Source organism: Trueperella pyogenes, from assembly GCF_001070855.1.
GTDB lineage: Bacteria > Actinomycetota > Actinomycetes > Actinomycetales > Actinomycetaceae > Pauljensenia > Pauljensenia pyogenes_A.
In genome coordinates, this window is the sequence record NZ_JVLH01000012.1 from 1 (window position 1) to 16286 (window position 16286).

A 16286-nucleotide genomic window follows, 5' to 3' on the forward strand; every position below is an offset into this window, starting at 1 on the left:
GCCGATGGTACTGCACCTGGGAGGGTGTGGGAGAGTAGGACACCGCCACAACACACGTAAAACGGGTGGGGCGTGTCGGAACATCGTGTTCCAACACGCCCCACCCGCCTTCTATGCGCGGGCCCACCCGCATACACGACCACGCTCAGCCTACGAGTGAGCACACCCCAAAACCCAACCACACACTGTTAGTTAGCGATTGCAACATTAAGGCGCGCAACGGTGCAAACACGCACGCATTGTGTTCGCTCGCGTATTCGCCTTTCGTTATTTCGTATGAAGCTCTAGATCCTGTTCTATGCCGAGTTTTGAGTGATGACTGTCTTTCTTTGCGACGTAATGCGCGTTGCCTGCTTTTGGGGATGTATAAACAGTGCCCGCGAACGGATGTTCGCGGGCACATGAGTTTTACTGCGAATGGCAGTTCACTTTAGATCCAAGTCGGGAACCACATGTGAATGTGCCAGAAGTTGTACGAGATGAGATCTCCTCGCCACAGGGGCATGAAGAAGATCGAGACAGCTGTAATGAGCAGAACAATGATCACAGCGCCAATGGCAAACCTTTGACGCGTGACGACATGAGCTCCCATCCACCTGTAGTCCCCCTCTTCAAGGGGTTGAGAGTCATACATACGGTCGGGATCTACTTCGCAGCGAGTTTGATCCAGCATCAGTCCAATTACCCATGCCGCACTCAGACAGACGAATGGTACGAAAGCAATCGTGTAGAAATTAAAGATCGTTCGGTTTGCGTTCAGATACCAAGGGAAGTACATCGCTAAGTATCCGCAGACAACAAAACCAGTCCTCCAGTTGCGGTCCCGCAGCGTCACGAACAAGACGATGAAGAATGCGATGGCTGCAAACCACCATAGAAGCGGATTCCCTAGTGCGACAACAGCGTTGACGCAATCCGACTTATCACAGCTTGCATCCGCGATTTTGTTCCATGCGAAGGACGTCGGGCGCGCCTGAACAAACCACTGCGCGGGATGAGCCTGATAGGTGTGCGGAGTGGTTAGACCCGTGTGGAACTTCAGCATTCCTACGTGGTAGTCCCACAGGTCGTGGAATGCCCCAATAAAGCCATGGGTTTTGTGACCGTACGCGTTCCAGTGCCTAAACCAGCCGAACCATGAGGCGACATACGTGATGACTGCGGGTGGAACCATGGCCAAGAATGCAACGGAGGTGTCGTTGATCAGGGTTGCGTAGAAAGCGCGTGGGTGCCCAAAACGACGGCGTGTCATCCAGTCGCGGAAAGCGACAAATAGCCCTAAGACAGCCAGCGCGTAGAGACCCGACCATTTGACCGACATCGCAAGACCACACAAGATACCCGCGACCAATAGCCACCAACGTGCACCCGCATGGGGGCCGATTCGAGAGGGATTATCGGGGTCCGGCTTCCATTGGGAAAGTTTCTCGACTAAACGCGGATGCGAAATCTCCTGATCTTTCAGGACAGCAAGGAATGCGGCAGCGGCAAACATCGCCAGGAATATATCCAAAAGACCGGTTCGCGAGAGAACGATCGCGATGCCATCTGTTGCCATAAAGAATCCCGCAAGCCCCGTGATAGCGGGGGAACGGAACAAATGCTGTGCGATTCGCGCGGTGAGGAAGACAAGAATAATTCCTGCGATGGCTGCGCTGATGCGCCAGCCGACCGGATTGGTTGCTCCGAAGACGCGCATTCCCAGGCTGATCAGCCACTTTCCAACCGATGGGTGAACGACGTAACCACCATTGGTCGAAAGCCCCGAGTAATCACCCGAGATGAACATCGGGTCGTTGTCCTTCGCCCAGCTTCCCTCATAGCCCAGAGTCATTAGAGAGTAAGCGTCTTTAACGTAGTAGGTCTCATCGAAGACCAGAGTCTTAATTGTTCCAAGACCAGGAAGCCTAATGAGCGCTGCCAAAAGCGTGGTGACAAGAGTTGCGATCCACCCTGCTTGCGCAGACATCGGGAAACGTGCCCACTTGGGAATGGGGACGGGCTTCCATTTACGCCCCGTTCCTTCGGAAGTGGCATCAGCCTCTTCACTTTCTGGGGTCAGGTCGAGCTCTTCACCCTCAGCGCGCGCTATATTTTCATCTTCATCACTGGTGCTACCAGGCTTTTCCTCCACAGAGGAGGCCATGAGCTCTTCGCCCTCTGCCGAGGCCTTGTCCACCACCTCTGCTGAAGCGCTAGCTTCGCCTTTCTCGGCCTCGGGAAGAGGCTCGGAGCAAGCAGTCGGGGAAGCCTGGTCCGGACCCAAGGCGGGGTCTTTGGGAATATCTGAATCGGAAAGAGTCTTGTCGTCCACCCGATCAGTTTACCGAGGCCCCTGCTCAACTGGAGTAGCACACCCAAAGGTGCGACGATTGACGCGTGAGTGAAGACCAGGATTACATTCAGGCCCCCGCGTCAATCCTTCTTGCGGCCACCCCGATTGGCGATGTGCGCGATGTTTCCGCGCGTCTGGCCCCCGCACTTGAGCAGGCGGACATTATTGCTGCCGAAGACACGCGCCGCCTCCTTGCCTTGGCCTCGAGAATGGGAATCCGACTAACTGCGAAGCTCATCAGCCTCCACGATCACAATGAGTCCGCTAAGGCCTCGGCAGTCGTCGAGCAAGCGCGAGCGGGTGCGCGCGTCGTCATGGTCTCCGATGCGGGAATGCCGACGGTTTCCGACCCCGGGTTCCGCCTAGTTCACGAGGCTACGGCAGCTGGTGTCCACGTCAGTGTCCTCCCGGGGCCCTCAGCTCCCGTAACCGCGCTGGCCCTGTCTGGGCTTCCCTCCGATCGCTTTGCCTTTGAGGGATTCCTTCCGCGAAAAACTGGGGAGGCAACACGCTATTTGAAGGCTCTTGCGCAGGATCCTCACACCCTGATCTTCTTTGAATCGCCCAAACGCGTCCATGACACCCTGATTCTCATGGCTGAGGTCTTTGGTGGCGATCGCCAAGCCGCACTGTGCAGAGAGCTCACGAAAACCTACGAAGAGGTGATTCGTGGGAGCCTTGCAGAGCTGGTTGAGGCCACAGAAGGTGAAGTTCTTGGAGAGATCACCTTGGTAATTGCGCCCGGACATGCGCAGGGCAATGCGGATGACCATGTCGAGGCCGTGCTTGCCTTGGCAGCAGAGGGGATGCGTTTGAAGGATGCCGCCGCAGAAGTCGCCGAGGCCACGGGGCTACGAAAGAACGAGCTCTACCGGGCGGCACTCGCGCGCACAAGCTAGGGGAGTGTGCACAAACTAGGAGAGCACCCCTGATAAAGCGAGTGGTGCGAATCAGGGGGAGTGGGTGCGAATCAGTCCTTCGAGGGGACCAACTCAACTCCGGCCTCGGTCATGCGATGGGCCGCGAGCTCACCCAACTCGGGGCTGACGGGCTCAGTGAGGTCGGTGAAGACTCGCACTTTAAAACCGTCCTTCACGCCGTCCAGCGCTGTTTCGCATACGCAGTGGGACTGAGCAAGGCCAACGACATCCAGTGAATCAATGCCTTTGTTGCGAAGGAGCTCAAGCAAGGGGCGTTTCGTTGCTACATCCTCACCATCGAAGGCAGAATACGCGGCCTCGTACATGCCCTTGTGGATGGTGATATCCGCGTGGAGGGCAGCAAGGGCTGGGTGCAACTCGGCCTCGGCAGTACCTGCAACGCCGTGAGGAGGCCAGGTGTCAACGAAGTCGGGATGGTCAGAGAAATGCGAACCCGGATCAATATGCCAATCCTGCGAGGTCACAATGCAGTCGTAATCCGCTGCGTGAGCGGCAACAAAATCAGCGACGCGCTGAGCGCAGGCATTCCCACCTTCAACAGGAAGAGCACCGCCCTCGCAAAAAGTAGGTTGAACATCAACAATGATGAGCGCGCGGGGCATTACATCCTCCCAAAGTATGAGCAGCGTGTGCTTCGAGAATACGGCAGGGACGACTGAAGCGCCAATAGGCACTAGACTAGGGGACCATGAGTCGTATTTTGTCTGCCGTTGCATGGCCCTATGCCAACGGCCCTCGCCACATTGGTCACGTTGCCGGGTTCGGAGTCCCCTCCGATGTTTTCTCTCGCTACATGCGAATGGCCGGGCACGACGTGCTGATGGTGTCCGGAACCGACGAACACGGAACCCCCATTCTGGTTGCCGCCGATAGCGCCGGAATGAGCGCGCGCGAGCTGGCCGACCAGAACAACCGGCTCATCGTCGAAGACCTGGTTCAACTGGGACTGTCCTACGACCTTTTCACACGCACGACCGCTGGAAATCACTATCGCGTTGTCCAAGATATGTTCCGCACGGTCCGCGATAACGGTTACATGATCGAACAGGTCACCCGCGCGGCGATCTCGCCTTCGACCGGACGCACTCTTCCCGACCGTTATATCGAAGGTACCTGTCCGATTTGTGGTGCCGAAGGCGCTCGCGGTGATCAGTGCGATAACTGTGGTAACCAGCTTGATCCCACAGATCTGATCAATCCTCATTCGCGAATCAACGGTGAGACCCCCGAATTCGTGGAGTCCACGCATTACTTCTTGGATCTGCCCGCACTGGCCGACGCGCTTTCCGCGTGGCTGGATGACCGCGACCGCTCGGGCACATGGCGTCCCAACGTCATCAAGTTCTCGAAGAACTTCCTTGAGGACATTCGCCCGCGTGCAATGACACGCGATATTGACTGGGGTATCCCGGTCCCCGGTTGGGAAGACCAGCCCGGTAAGCGCCTGTACGTCTGGTTCGACGCGGTTATTGGCTACCTGAGCGCTTCAATTGAATGGGCGCGCCGCACTGGGGATCCCGAAGCGTGGCGCCAGTGGTGGAACGATCCGGAAGCCCTGACCTACTACTTCATGGGTAAGGACAACATCGTCTTCCACTCGCAGATCTGGCCTGCAGAGCTGCTGGGTTACAACGGCCAGGGATCTAAGGGTGGCCAGCCCGGTGACCTTGGCGTACTTAACCTGCCCACCGAGGTTGTCTCTTCAGAGTTCCTCACCATGGAAGGTAAGAAATTCTCGTCATCGCACGGCATTGTGATCTATGTGCGTGACATGCTCAGCCGCTATCAGGCTGATGCTCTGCGCTACTTCATTTCTGCGGCAGGTCCCGAGTCCTCTGATGCGGACTTTACTTGGGCAGAATTCGTGCGCCGCACGAACGGCGAGTTGGTGGCAGGCTGGGGCAACCTGGTCAATCGCACCGCCTCGATGATCCATAAGAAGTTCGGCGAAATCCCCGCGCCGGGAGAACTCCAAGACATCGATCGCGCGCTGCTGGACGCGATCGCCGCAGGTTTTGACGAGGTCGGAGACCTGATTCGTCACCACCGTCAGAAGGCCGCGCTTGCCGCTGCAATGCGTTTGGTCGGCGAGGCTAACAAGTACGTTGCAGATACCGAGCCCTTCAAGCTCAAGGCCCCCGAAGAACGCGAGCGTTTGGCGACCGTGTTGTGGACACTCGCACAGGCCGTGGCCGATTTGAACCTCATGCTCTCTCCCTTCCTCCCTCACGCCGCAAATGATGTGGATCGCGTGATGGGTGGCAGCGGCGAGATTGCTCCCATGCCCTACATCAAGGAAGTTGAGGAGCTGGACCCCGAGGTTCTTCCTGCAGACTTCGAAGGCCGTACGGGATACCCGGTTATTACCGGCGACTACACGAATGTTCCCACTTGGGAACGTCACGATATCGTCGTTGGTACTCCGATCGAGAAGCCGACCCCGGTCTTCCAGAAGCTCGACGAGGCCATTGTCGAGGAAGAACTTGCGCGCTACGCGGAGTCTCGCCCTGATGATGTGACGGGAGCCTGAGTTTTTAGCTGGTGAGTGTGTGGCCCAAGCCTTTTGGCTTGGGCCACACACTTTTTTCTGGGGTAAGGAAGAGTGATAGGGGAGCGTGCCCGCCTGCTTGGGGCGCGGCCTCGGGAAGGGCTAGAGCGCGCTGGGAAGAAGATCCTTGCAGATCGCCGTGGTGCCGCGAACAACTAACTCGGGATCGAAGAGAAGCTCAACGTGCTCCTTGGCGTTTTGTGGGCTTTCTATCAGGCTTGCCAGTGCGGAGACGGCACCGCTACTCAGGGCATCGACCGGCTGGCGAATGGTTGTCAGTCCCGGAGAAATGTAGCCGAGGTAGCTCGAGTCGTCGTAGCCGACGATGGAAATGTCATCGGGAACCTGTAGGCCTTGGAGTGTCAGTGACTTGAAAGCGCTCAAGGCCAGCTCATCACTGGCGCAGACGATTGCGCTCACTCCCGCATCAGTCAGGCGCGCTGTCGCAGCCTGTGCGGTGCCCAAGCCATAAGGTGCCCATTCCACGTACTCCGGCTTGAGGTCGAGCCCTGCACGGTTCGCAAAGTCAAGGGCGGAGTTGTACTTCGTGATGCTGGGGTAGTGGTTTGGATTCCCCAGAAGCAAACCGATGCGCGTATGTCCCTGATTGACCAGGTGTTGAAGAGCCATTTCCGTTGCCAGGCGGTCATCTGTGCGAATGAAGTAACCCGGCAAGTTGGGATCGCCTGCATTGATGAAAACCATTGGAATTCGGTGTTCAGCAAGGCGCTGATAGATCGAATAATCATTGCCCTTGGAGTCGTACTGGCCGGAAAGGAAGATCGCGCCATCAATCTGTTCCGAAAGCACCATTGACAGCAGGGTTTCTTCACTGGTGCCTCCCGATGTGTAGGTGCACAGGAAGGGCAAAATATTGCGTGCGGTTAGTTGAGTACTTATTGCCGTGAGCAAAGATGCGAAAACGGGATTGACCAAGTTGGGGGTAACGACGGCTACATGTCGGGGTTGATTGCGCCCAACGGTGCTCGTAATTCCCATGCTTTTCGCAGTATTGAGCACGGCCTGGCGGGTGTCATCGGAAACGCCTGGTTTTCCGTTGAGTACGCGCGATACCGTCGCTTGACTGACGCCGACTTCAGCGGCAACGTCTGCAAGTGTTTTCACTATTGTCTCCGTATTCCACCGTTGGATTGGGTGGGAGTTACCTGAATGTCCTTAGTGTATATGAAATCGTTATTTACGTAAAGGCATGAAAGGCTTGCGCAAGACTTGCTTTCATTGTTACAGTCATGTGTGTCAGAAGGAACTGGTCATTGTGGATCGGCTCTCTGAGAGTGCATAGCTGCATAGCTTCACAGTAAGCGAACGATAATCTAAGGAAGGATTATCTCCAATGATGAAACATTCACCTGTGGCGCCCGTACTGGCAAGCGCACTGGTTGCCGCATTGGCGTTGAGCGCATGTTCCAAAGGCGCATCATCCGACAACACCGCATCGGATGGCCGTCCTGTCGTGACTGTCCAGATTGTTAAGGACGCACGCACCAAGCCCATGAGTGACCTTAAGTGGACGAAGGACCTTGAAACTGCCTGTGGTTGCAGCATCAAGTGGCTGGAAACCGCGGCATCCTCGTGGGATCAGCAAAAGAGCGCTGCTCTGGCAGCCGGCGATGTTGCCGACCTGACCATTGCGGGCTTTGATTCAAGCGATATGGCAGAATTTGGGTCGCTGTTCATGGACCTCACTCCTGAGCTGGGCAACCTGCCGAACGTGAAGAAGATGTTCGATGCAGAACCCTACTCGCGGATCGTTTCTACCAATACCAAGAACCAGATCCTCGGTGTGGGTCGCTCCACCGTTCCTCTCTCGGCCAATACCGGTAGTCACATGTTCATTAACAAGGCGTGGCTTGACAAGCTGGGCTTGGCAGTTCCCACCACGTGGGATGAACTCAAGACCGTGCTCAAGGCATTCAAGACCCAGGATCCCAATGGCAACGGTGTTGCCGATGAGATTCCGTTGGACTTCAATAAGCCCGGAACCAATGGATTCGAAGGCTTTAATCCCAACCTCTTCTTGAGCTCTGAAGGTATCACCCTGAGCTCCGACTCCAGCTTGGGAATGTACGCCGATAAGGGCACCGTGAAGAACTACCTGACCGATGAGCGTTACAAGGACTTCGTGAAGTTCATGAACGAGCTGTGGTCGGAAGGCCTGATTGCTCAGGACGCATTCACCCACGACTGGTCCACCTACACCGGTCACGCAAAGGGTGACGGAAAGACCGCAACTGTTGGTATGTCCTGGATGTGGACGCCCTCAGATCTCTTCGGTTCGGAGCTGGGCAAGCAGTACATCACCATTCCTTCTCTGAAGGCGAAGAATGGGCAGACGACTCCGGTTGTGTGGGCATGGGGCGGCGACTCAATGGCCTATGGCGCCAACCAGATCGTTGCAAAGGCCGAGCCTGCAAATAAGGAAGCAACACTGAAGCTGCTGGATTCCTTCTATACGCCTGAGATTGGTATTCAGGCAACCTACGGTGCATTCGGCGAGTGTGTCGAAAAGGGAGCTGACGGCACCTACACGGTTCTCGAACCGGCTGATAAGAGCAAGAATGCCGGTGACTGGCAGTTCACCAACTCGCTTGCTGACCGCGCTCCCGTGTGGATCAACAGCGAATGGAAGTTGAAGCTGCCCGCAGAACACACCGAGGTCTTCCCCGTGGACGCTGTCTACAACACTGATTGGTCCAATATCGACCTCAACTCTGATGTTCTGTATGGAAACATGCCGACCACTGATGAGCAGGCAGATATCCTCTCTCGTAATGCGACCGGTATCAACCAGAACGCGATGGCGAAGTTCGCACAGTGGGTCACCAAGGGTGGTGTCGATAACGAATGGGATCAGTACGTTGCTGATCTCGAGGCAAACCACCTTGCAGAGAGCATCAAGGTCAAGCAGGACATCTACGATGCCTACAAGGCTCAGATGAAGCAGCAGGGCGTTGATCTGAACTCCATGTTCAAGACTCAGTCCGTCGACAAGTCGGCGAAGTTCACCAAGTAGTTCACGGCTGGCGTGCCCTGTGAGAATTCATAGGGCACGCCAGTTTTCTACACCTGGGTTTTCTGTATACGTCTTGAGTGCAGAATTCCCCCCATCAACTTTCCTCCCTCCATATCTCTTTCGCATTGCTGCAATGCTGCCGCAGTGCATTTCACCCACATTGAGTTCCTGAATGAGGAAGGTAACTGATGTTCTTTGGATTTCTCCATCGAGTGATTGGGGCGGTGGGCCATGCCTTCGGGCATATCCCTCATCTGTTCCATATGCACCATCCGTTGATCACTATTTTTGCTGGTCATCGAGTTGTGGCCATCTTCGTCACCGTGACTACGACGATCGTCATCGGTGTCGGTGGAGTGACCATTATTATTGGCCCAACAAATGGCGATACAACCCCGCAGATTCCTGGCCAAGAGCAGACCACTCCAACGCCGAAGCCAGAAAAAACTCCTACGCGCGAAGATAAAATTCGTACCTGGTGGCACGAAAATGGCGTGAAAGACGCCGAAAAGCCCCTTGCTAACAATGAGGTCCGTGAATCACCCTTCTATTCGGTATCGGTGTCGGCTGTCGACGGTACTGATTCGGACAATAGTTCGTTTACCTATATGTCGATCCCGCGCAACGGTAACCCCATGCGTTCGGACCTCAACGACGATGGTGCAAAGTTCCAAGCCGACAATCACGTGACGATGAGCTGGTCCTCGTTCGAATATGACACCGATGTCTACGTCGATGTCACTTTGCAGACTGGGGCGAAATTAACCGATGTCAATCAGGTTACTATTCGCCCTGCCAAGGCGAATATTGAAAAGAAGCTGCTCAGCGACAAGACCGTGCGTCTGTATATTCCTCAGAATAACGATGGTTACCGCCTATCCGTAGAGTTTGCTCCCGAACTCATGGATGTGTACCGCTACCAGGGTGGGCTCACCCTCGAGGGTGGAGAAGGCCACGAATACGTTGGGACCGAGCCGAAGAACTCGATGTTGCTCTTTGCTCAGCCCTGGGCCTCGCGCGTCGATCCGACAACCATCCCCACCGAGGCCGACGGGACGATTACCTACGTGACCCCGGGTGAGGTCACCAACTTGGATACCGTCGATACCGACATTGTGTACTTCAAGGCCGGTACCTACTGGATGACGAACAAGTACTCTGCAAACCTTCCTGATCGCGTGAAGTGGGTCTACTTTGAGCCCGGTGCCTTCGTTAAGGGAGCCTTCCAATTTGGGGTCAATGAGAACATCACGAACTATAAGGTCACGGGATACGGTGTGCTCTCAAGCGAGCAGTACCTCTATGAGACCGACATGTCGAATGGGTACAAGACCTTGGAGCATAAAGATGGCGCAAATTGCCATGCCACCTGCGTTAAAGCTCTGAAGTTCACCTCTACTACTCCGCATCAGGTTCTTGACCTGCAAGGCGTGACCATCAAGGAACCGTCATACCACTCCTTCGTGGAATATGGTTTCCGTCCTGCTGACCCCGAAAAGGGCAGCATGAGCGATGCTGAGTTTGCCGAGGCCGTGGCCCGTAACAGTGCGATCGAGGGGGCGAACGAGCAGTCCTTTAGCCAGCGCGTTCGTAACTACCAACAGGTGGGATCCTGGTATTGGCAGACCGACGGAATGGAGCTGTACCCCGGCTCGACCATGAAGAGCTCTTTCTTCCATACGAATGATGACGCGATGAAGCTCTACCACAGCAATGTGGATGTTTCGAATGTCGTGGTGTGGAAGAACGATAACGGCCCAGTCTTCCAGTGGGGCTGGAACTATCGGAACACTGAGAATGTGAAGGTCGACGGAACGACCGTCGTGCACAGCCTGATGAATAACTCGGGTGCAACCAACACCTGCGTATTCAACTCATCCCCGCACTGGAACGGTGGGGCCTTCGATTACTCGGATCCTTCAACGACTTTGAAGAACTGGACCATTTCCAACACCGTTGTGGAAGGAAGTGTGAACTGTGGTTTCCGTATCTACGCCCTGTCGAATATGGAGAACTTCAAGATCATTAACTTCCACGTGGATTCGTGGAATGGACAGCCTGAAGCGAATGTTGTTAGCCGTCTGACCCGTCCTGCGAATAAGGCGGGGAAGAAGGTGACGATTGGCAATGAAACTGTCGATCACAATGGTATTGAGATCCGCAACTTCAGTGTCGGTGACACCTTCGTGACAAAGGCAGGTGGAAACTGGGCGTCCAATGAGCTTGGACGTTTGGATTTCGATGCGGACTGCTGGGATAACTGGAACGCCACGGCTGACGGCAAGCCTGAGAACATGCCGACGCTGAGCGTTGAAGGGTTGAAGGACCAGGAGTCGTTGGATTCTCGTCATCTCTCGTTTAGGGGAGCGACCGACGGTAATCGCGTTGTTGTGACGGTCAATGGAGCGAATACGGAATTGCCTGTTGTCGATGGTGCATTTAGTGCTGATCTCACCTTGGATCGTGCGATTAACTCGGTGCGCGTGAGCGCGTACTCGCCCGAGAACACCGTGAGCCGGGCGAGCTACACGATCTACTCCTTCGGTGACAAGATTGGTACCTTGAGTGATCCCAGTGGCGATGACTTTGGTGCCGGTACGGTTGTCTACCCGAAGAGTGAAAACTTTAATCCGGGGAGCTTTGACCTGCTTGAAACCTCCGTTTATCGCGATAACGATCACTACCAGTTCGTCACGCGAATGGGTGCTCCTGTGAACAACCCGTGGGGTATGAACCAGATGAGTACTCAGCGACTGAATATCTACATTCGCAGCGAGGCCAATACTTCAACTGATGTGACGCCTCTGCTGGCGGGGACGAACACCTTTGCCAATGGTGGCTGGGACTATGTGCTGATTGCTGATGGGCGTTCAGAATCATTGCCCTACAACATGGGTGTCTACGATAATGCGGGCAAGCTCAAAGGCGAGGTGACCTTGAAGGTTGCTGGTGACCGAATCATGATGTCGGTTGATCGTCGTGCGCTCGATGGCGTTGACTTGGCAAAGGCCTCGTACCAGGTGTCGATCTACTCCTCCTCGGAAGATGGGGAAGGTGTGGGCAATGTTCGTCCGATCTATTCGGCTGAATGCTACGCGGGTGGAAAGGGATGCCCTGACTTTGTGAAGAACTTCCGCTTCGGCGGCGGAAAGGGCATCTTCACAAATGAGTCTCCGTATGATTCGGACACCACGGATTCCAACGCAATTGACATTATCTCGGGTGCAATCGAGCAGTCCAAGGCTCTGAGTGTGAACGAAGACGGCAAGGTTGTGGTTCCCTTTGTCGGCTTCGATGCGCGCCACTAGAGATAGCAGAAAGTGCGTAAGCTGGAGTCAGAAGGGTTCTTCTCAGTAAAGCGCTGTGATCAGCGGGAATAATTCTGAGGAAACCCAAAATATTCAGGGGTGGGCATGAAGGTGCCCACCCCTGAATGTGTTTTGTAATACTTGCGCAAGGATTTCATACTTGTTACGCTAAAGGGGTAGCGCATAGAGGCGCCTCCAACCCCTCGCAAGAACATGCGGCAATGTTGACGACTGAGAAAGTTATTGCGATGACAGAGCAATTAAATGCTGATTTCGCTGCGACTCGCAACGCTGCGGCGAAGACCCCCTGGTGGTCGAACGCTGTGGTCTACCAGATTTATCCGCGCTCCTTTCAGGACGCAAACGGCGACGGGATCGGTGATATCCCAGGGATCACCCGACGCCTGCCATATGTGGCAGAACTCGGCATTGACGTTATTTGGCTGTGCCCCATGTACGTGTCGCCCCAAGATGACAACGGCTACGATATCGCCGACTACCAGAACATCGACCCCATGTTCGGGACTCTCGACGACATGGATGAACTGCTTCGCACCGCCCACAACCTAGGCCTGAAAGTCATCATGGATTTGGTGGTCAACCACTCCTCTGATGAACACGCATGGTTCATCGAATCCCGTGACAAAACCAGTGATAAAGCGGATTGGTATTGGTGGATGCCCGCAAAGGAAGGACATGTCCCCGGCGAGCCAGGAGCTGAACCCAATAGCTGGGGGAGCTATTTTGGTGGATCCGCGTGGACCTATGATCCGCAGCGCGGTGAGTACTTTTTCCATCAGTTCTCTGCCAAACAGCCCGACCTCAATTGGGAACGACCCGAACTACGCCAGGCAGTCTACGAGATGATGAACTGGTGGATGGACCGCGGAATTGACGGGTTCCGCATGGATGTCATCAGCCAGATCTCCAAGACCTTGGATAGCCGTGGAATGCTCCCTGGAACCGATGGATCCGATAAGGAGATTTACCCCGTCGGCTCCGATGGATATTCCTCGCCCTTTGATTTCTGCACGGATGGCCCGCGCTTGGATGAGTTTCTCCATGAAATGTACGAGGCCGTCTTTGCAGGTAGAGAGGGCTTCCTGACCGTCGGTGAGGGGCCGGGTATTTCCATTACTCGCGCAGCGCACATTACCAACCCGGCCAGCGAAGAACTCGACATGCTCTTCCTCTTCGACCATGTTGGCATTGATGACGATGGCCCAGCAGGAAAATGGTCTGTTGTGCCGTGGAAGGTTCGCGAACTACGCAATGTCTTTGCTGGCTACGAAGAAATCGTGCGCGATGGTGGGTGGACCAGCCTCTTCTACTGCAACCACGACCAGCCTCGCGTCGTGTCCCGGTGGGGAGACGACACCACGGAAGAACTGCGCTCTCGAAGCGCAAAGGCACTTGGCCTCGTCCTTCACATGCACAAGGGAACCCCCTACATTTACCAGGGCGAAGAACTGGGAATGACGAACGCAGGCTTTACCTGCCTCGACCAGTATCGCGACGTCGAATCCCTGAACCACTACCGGCAATATGTCGAAGAAGCAGGGATCTTAACGCATGACGAAATGATGAATGCGCTGGCTCTCAAGGGGCGTGATAATTCGCGAACTCCCATGCAGTGGGATGACACAGCCTATGCAGGTTTCATCGATGAAGACGCCGGGCAGGCCCCCTGGATTTCCGTCAATGCAAACAAGGAGGTCATTAACGCAAAGCGTCAGCAAGACGATCCCGATTCGGTCTACCACTTCTTCAAGCGACTCATTGAGCTGCGGCACTCCAAAGACATCGTTGTTGCCGGAGACTGGGAATTAATTGCGCAAGATTCTGACTCCGTCTACGCCTTCACAAGGCACTTGGGGAATGAGAGCTTGGTCGTCGTTGCCAATCTGTCCAGTGACACCGTTGACCTGCCAACAGAAGTTGCAGAACTGGTGGGGGAGCCTCTGAATGAGCGCGTCCTCATCACTAACCAGGATGCCGCCCTCACATGCGAGGAACTGCAGGATCGCCACCTGCGTCCGTGGACGGCCTTCGCTTACATACTCGGCTAAATTCTTGGACGAAACGAAGAGGTTGCTATGTCCACCACAGAAGTTCAGCCACGCGGCACAGAGCCGTTACGCTCCACCCCTGCCACTAAGCAGGCCAGCACAAAAGTGAAGAAGACGCCGAAGGCTAAGGGGGCTCCCTGGTGGACTCCCGCGGGCCTCGCGAACCATTTCCGGCTGTACTGGCAGTTGTGGATCATGGTTTTGCCGGCGATCATTCTGGTCCTGATCTTCAGCTACGGGCCAATGTATGGAATCCAGCTGGCTTTCCGTGACTTCGATGTCAGCAAGGGCATTACGGGCGGAAAGTGGGAAGGACTGAAGTACTTTAATCAGTTCTTCAAAGACCCGATGTTCTGGCAGATCATCCGCAATACCTTACGCATCAGCTTGTGGACCCTGGTCATGGGCTTCTTCGCCCCGATCATTCTGGCTTTGCTGATCAACCAGATCTCAAGCAAACGAACGAAAACTTTCGTTCAGACCATTACCTACATGCCTCACTTCATCTCGACAGTGGTCATGGTCTCGATGCTCAATATCTTCCTGGCGCCAAATTCCGGTTTGATCAGTAAGTTCTTCGGAGGCGCGGACCTCATGGGAACCGCCTCTGCATTTACGCCCATCTACTGGATGAGCGAAATCTGGCAGCACGCCGGATGGAACTGCATCATCTACCTGGCCGCGCTGTCATCAATCGACACCGCGCTTTACGAGGCCGCGAAAATCGACGGTGCCGGGCGAATGCAGTTGATTCGATACATCGATATCCCTGCCATCTTGCCGACTGCAGGAATCCTTCTGATCTTGAACATGGGCTCGGTGCTGGGTGTTGGTTTTGAAAAGGTCTGGCTGATGCAGAACACGCTGAATATCCCGGCCTCTGAAGTCATCGCCACCTATACCTACCGCATCGGTATCTTGGCCCACCACTACAGCTATTCCACTGCAATCGGTTTGTTCAACAGCGTTGTGAACTTCATCTTCCTGGTGACTGCAAACAAGATTGCAAAGAAGACCAGCGACACCAGCTTGTTCTAGAACCGGCGTGAAGAAAGGACTGAATCATGTCTGCAGCAACACCTGCCGCTAAGATTTCCGGTCACGCGGCCGGGAAGGGAACATCGGGGGATAGGGCAACTGAACCGAAGCCCAAGAAGAACCTTGGCGCATTGTGGCGAACGCGCTCTGCCTCTGACTGGATCATTGATGGAATCATCGCTTTGATCATCGCGGCCATTGTTCTGGCAATTTTGTACCCGATGTGGTTCATCATTGTCGCGTCTTTCTCAGACCCGAACTTGGTATCGACCGGTAAAGTCACGGTTCTTCCCAAGGGTATTAATTTCAAGGGCTACTTGAAGATCTTGGAAGATACGCGTATCTGGATTGGTTACCGCAACACCTTGCTGTACTCGCTCTTGGGCACAGCAGTGAACCTGATCGTCACGCTTCCAGCGGCCTTCGCCCTGTCCCGTAAAGAATTCAAGCCGCGTCGCGTGATCTTGTTCTTCTTTACCTTCACGATGTTCTTCGGTGGCGGCCTGATCCCCAGCTACCTGCTGATGAAGCAACTGGGACTGCTGAACAGCATCTGGGTTTTCATCATTCCGGGTGCCTTCAGCGTCTTCAACATGATCATTGCCCGTTCCTTCTTCGAGGCTTCGATCCCCGAAGAACTTCATGATGCGGCGCAGGTTGATGGCCTGTCGTACTTCGGGTACTTCAACAAGATCGTGTTGCCTCTGTCGACGGCGATTATCGCGGTCATTGGCCTGTACTACTTCGTCGGGCACTGGAACGATTACTTCACCGGTTTGATCTACATTCGCGACCAGAATCTGCAGCCTTTGCAAAACGTTCTGCAAAACATTTTGTTGGCGAACCAGACGCAAGTTGGTGCTGTTGGAATGACCGCAATGGATTCGCAGAACTTTGCTGATCAGATCAAGTTCGGCGTGATCATCGTTTCGACAATTCCTCTGCTGATCATCTACCCCTTCTTGCAGAAGTACTTCAATAAGGGCGTCATGATCGGCGCCGTCAAAGGCTAG

10 protein-coding genes are annotated in these 16286 nt (G+C 54.9%); 7 read left to right on the forward strand and 3 right to left on the reverse strand.

Going from position 1 to position 16286, the window contains the following annotated elements:
- Positions 1–430: 430 nt before the first annotated feature.
- Entirely contained in the window at positions 431–2314 is a 1884-nt protein-coding gene (locus tag ADG72_RS05445) for a dolichyl-phosphate-mannose--protein mannosyltransferase (RefSeq protein WP_048713110.1), read from the reverse strand.
- A gap of 65 nt (positions 2315–2379) precedes the next feature.
- Between ADG72_RS05445 and rsmI the strand changes: the two genes are divergently transcribed.
- Positions 2380–3234, forward strand: a complete 855-nt coding sequence (gene rsmI / locus ADG72_RS05450; RefSeq protein ID WP_048713112.1) for a 16S rRNA (cytidine(1402)-2'-O)-methyltransferase — start codon at positions 2380–2382, stop codon at positions 3232–3234.
- Positions 3235–3305: 71 nt separating this feature from the next.
- Here the strand turns inward: rsmI and ADG72_RS05455 are convergent, their stop codons facing one another.
- Positions 3306–3878, reverse strand: a complete 573-nt coding sequence (locus tag ADG72_RS05455; protein ID WP_048713113.1) for an isochorismatase family protein — start codon at positions 3876–3878, stop codon at positions 3306–3308.
- Positions 3879–3964: 86 nt separating this feature from the next.
- Between ADG72_RS05455 and metG the strand changes: the two genes are divergently transcribed.
- Complete coding sequence (gene metG, locus ADG72_RS05460; protein ID WP_048713115.1) at positions 3965–5806, forward strand: methionine--tRNA ligase; 1842 nt, start codon at positions 3965–3967, stop codon at positions 5804–5806.
- Positions 5807–5926: 120 nt separating this feature from the next.
- On the opposite strand, the gene ADG72_RS05465 is transcribed toward metG, so the two are convergent.
- Positions 5927–6949, reverse strand: a complete 1023-nt coding sequence (locus tag ADG72_RS05465; RefSeq protein WP_048713117.1) for a LacI family DNA-binding transcriptional regulator — start codon at positions 6947–6949, stop codon at positions 5927–5929.
- Positions 6950–7178: 229 nt separating this feature from the next.
- Here ADG72_RS05465 and ADG72_RS05470 point away from each other — a divergent pair, with 229 nt between their 5' ends.
- The 5 genes from ADG72_RS05470 (at position 7179) to ADG72_RS05490 (ending at position 16286) form a co-directional block, all read left to right on the forward strand.
- The gene (locus ADG72_RS05470) at positions 7179–8858 is read left to right on the forward strand and encodes an extracellular solute-binding protein (RefSeq protein ID WP_048713119.1); all 1680 of its coding nucleotides are present in this window, start codon (positions 7179–7181) and stop codon (positions 8856–8858) included.
- A 188-nt stretch (positions 8859–9046) separates the two neighbouring features.
- Complete coding sequence (locus tag ADG72_RS05475; protein WP_239667675.1) at positions 9047–12166, forward strand: glucodextranase DOMON-like domain-containing protein; 3120 nt, start codon at positions 9047–9049, stop codon at positions 12164–12166.
- A gap of 221 nt (positions 12167–12387) precedes the next feature.
- Positions 12388–14235 carry a glycoside hydrolase family 13 protein gene (locus tag ADG72_RS05480; protein WP_107070847.1) on the forward strand — a complete coding sequence of 616 codons (1848 nt, stop codon included), beginning with the start codon at positions 12388–12390 and terminating at the stop codon, positions 14233–14235.
- A gap of 27 nt (positions 14236–14262) precedes the next feature.
- Positions 14263–15273, forward strand: coding sequence for an ABC transporter permease (locus ADG72_RS05485; protein WP_048713121.1), 1011 nt, complete (start codon positions 14263–14265; stop codon positions 15271–15273).
- 26 nt (positions 15274–15299) lie between these two features.
- Positions 15300–16286 carry a carbohydrate ABC transporter permease gene (locus ADG72_RS05490; protein ID WP_048713124.1) on the forward strand — a complete coding sequence of 329 codons (987 nt, stop codon included), beginning with the start codon at positions 15300–15302 and terminating at the stop codon, positions 16284–16286.

What these genes read in the sequence shown, in the direction of transcription:
- ADG72_RS05470 (WP_048713119.1), top strand. Translation starts at nt 7,179, where the DNA reads ATGATGAAACATTCACCTGTGGCGCCCGTACTGGCAAGCGCACTGGTT.
- ADG72_RS05475 (WP_239667675.1), top strand. Translation starts at nt 9,047, where the DNA reads ATGTTCTTTGGATTTCTCCATCGAGTGATTGGGGCGGTGGGCCATGCC.
- ADG72_RS05455 (WP_048713113.1), bottom strand. Translation starts at nt 3,878, where the DNA reads ATGCCCCGCGCGCTCATCATTGTTGATGTTCAACCTACTTTTTGCGAG.
- ADG72_RS05480 (WP_107070847.1), top strand. Translation starts at nt 12,388, where the DNA reads ATGTTGACGACTGAGAAAGTTATTGCGATGACAGAGCAATTAAATGCT.
- ADG72_RS05485 (WP_048713121.1), top strand. Translation starts at nt 14,263, where the DNA reads ATGTCCACCACAGAAGTTCAGCCACGCGGCACAGAGCCGTTACGCTCC.
- ADG72_RS05490 (WP_048713124.1), top strand. Translation starts at nt 15,300, where the DNA reads ATGTCTGCAGCAACACCTGCCGCTAAGATTTCCGGTCACGCGGCCGGG.
- metG (WP_048713115.1), top strand. Translation starts at nt 3,965, where the DNA reads ATGAGTCGTATTTTGTCTGCCGTTGCATGGCCCTATGCCAACGGCCCT.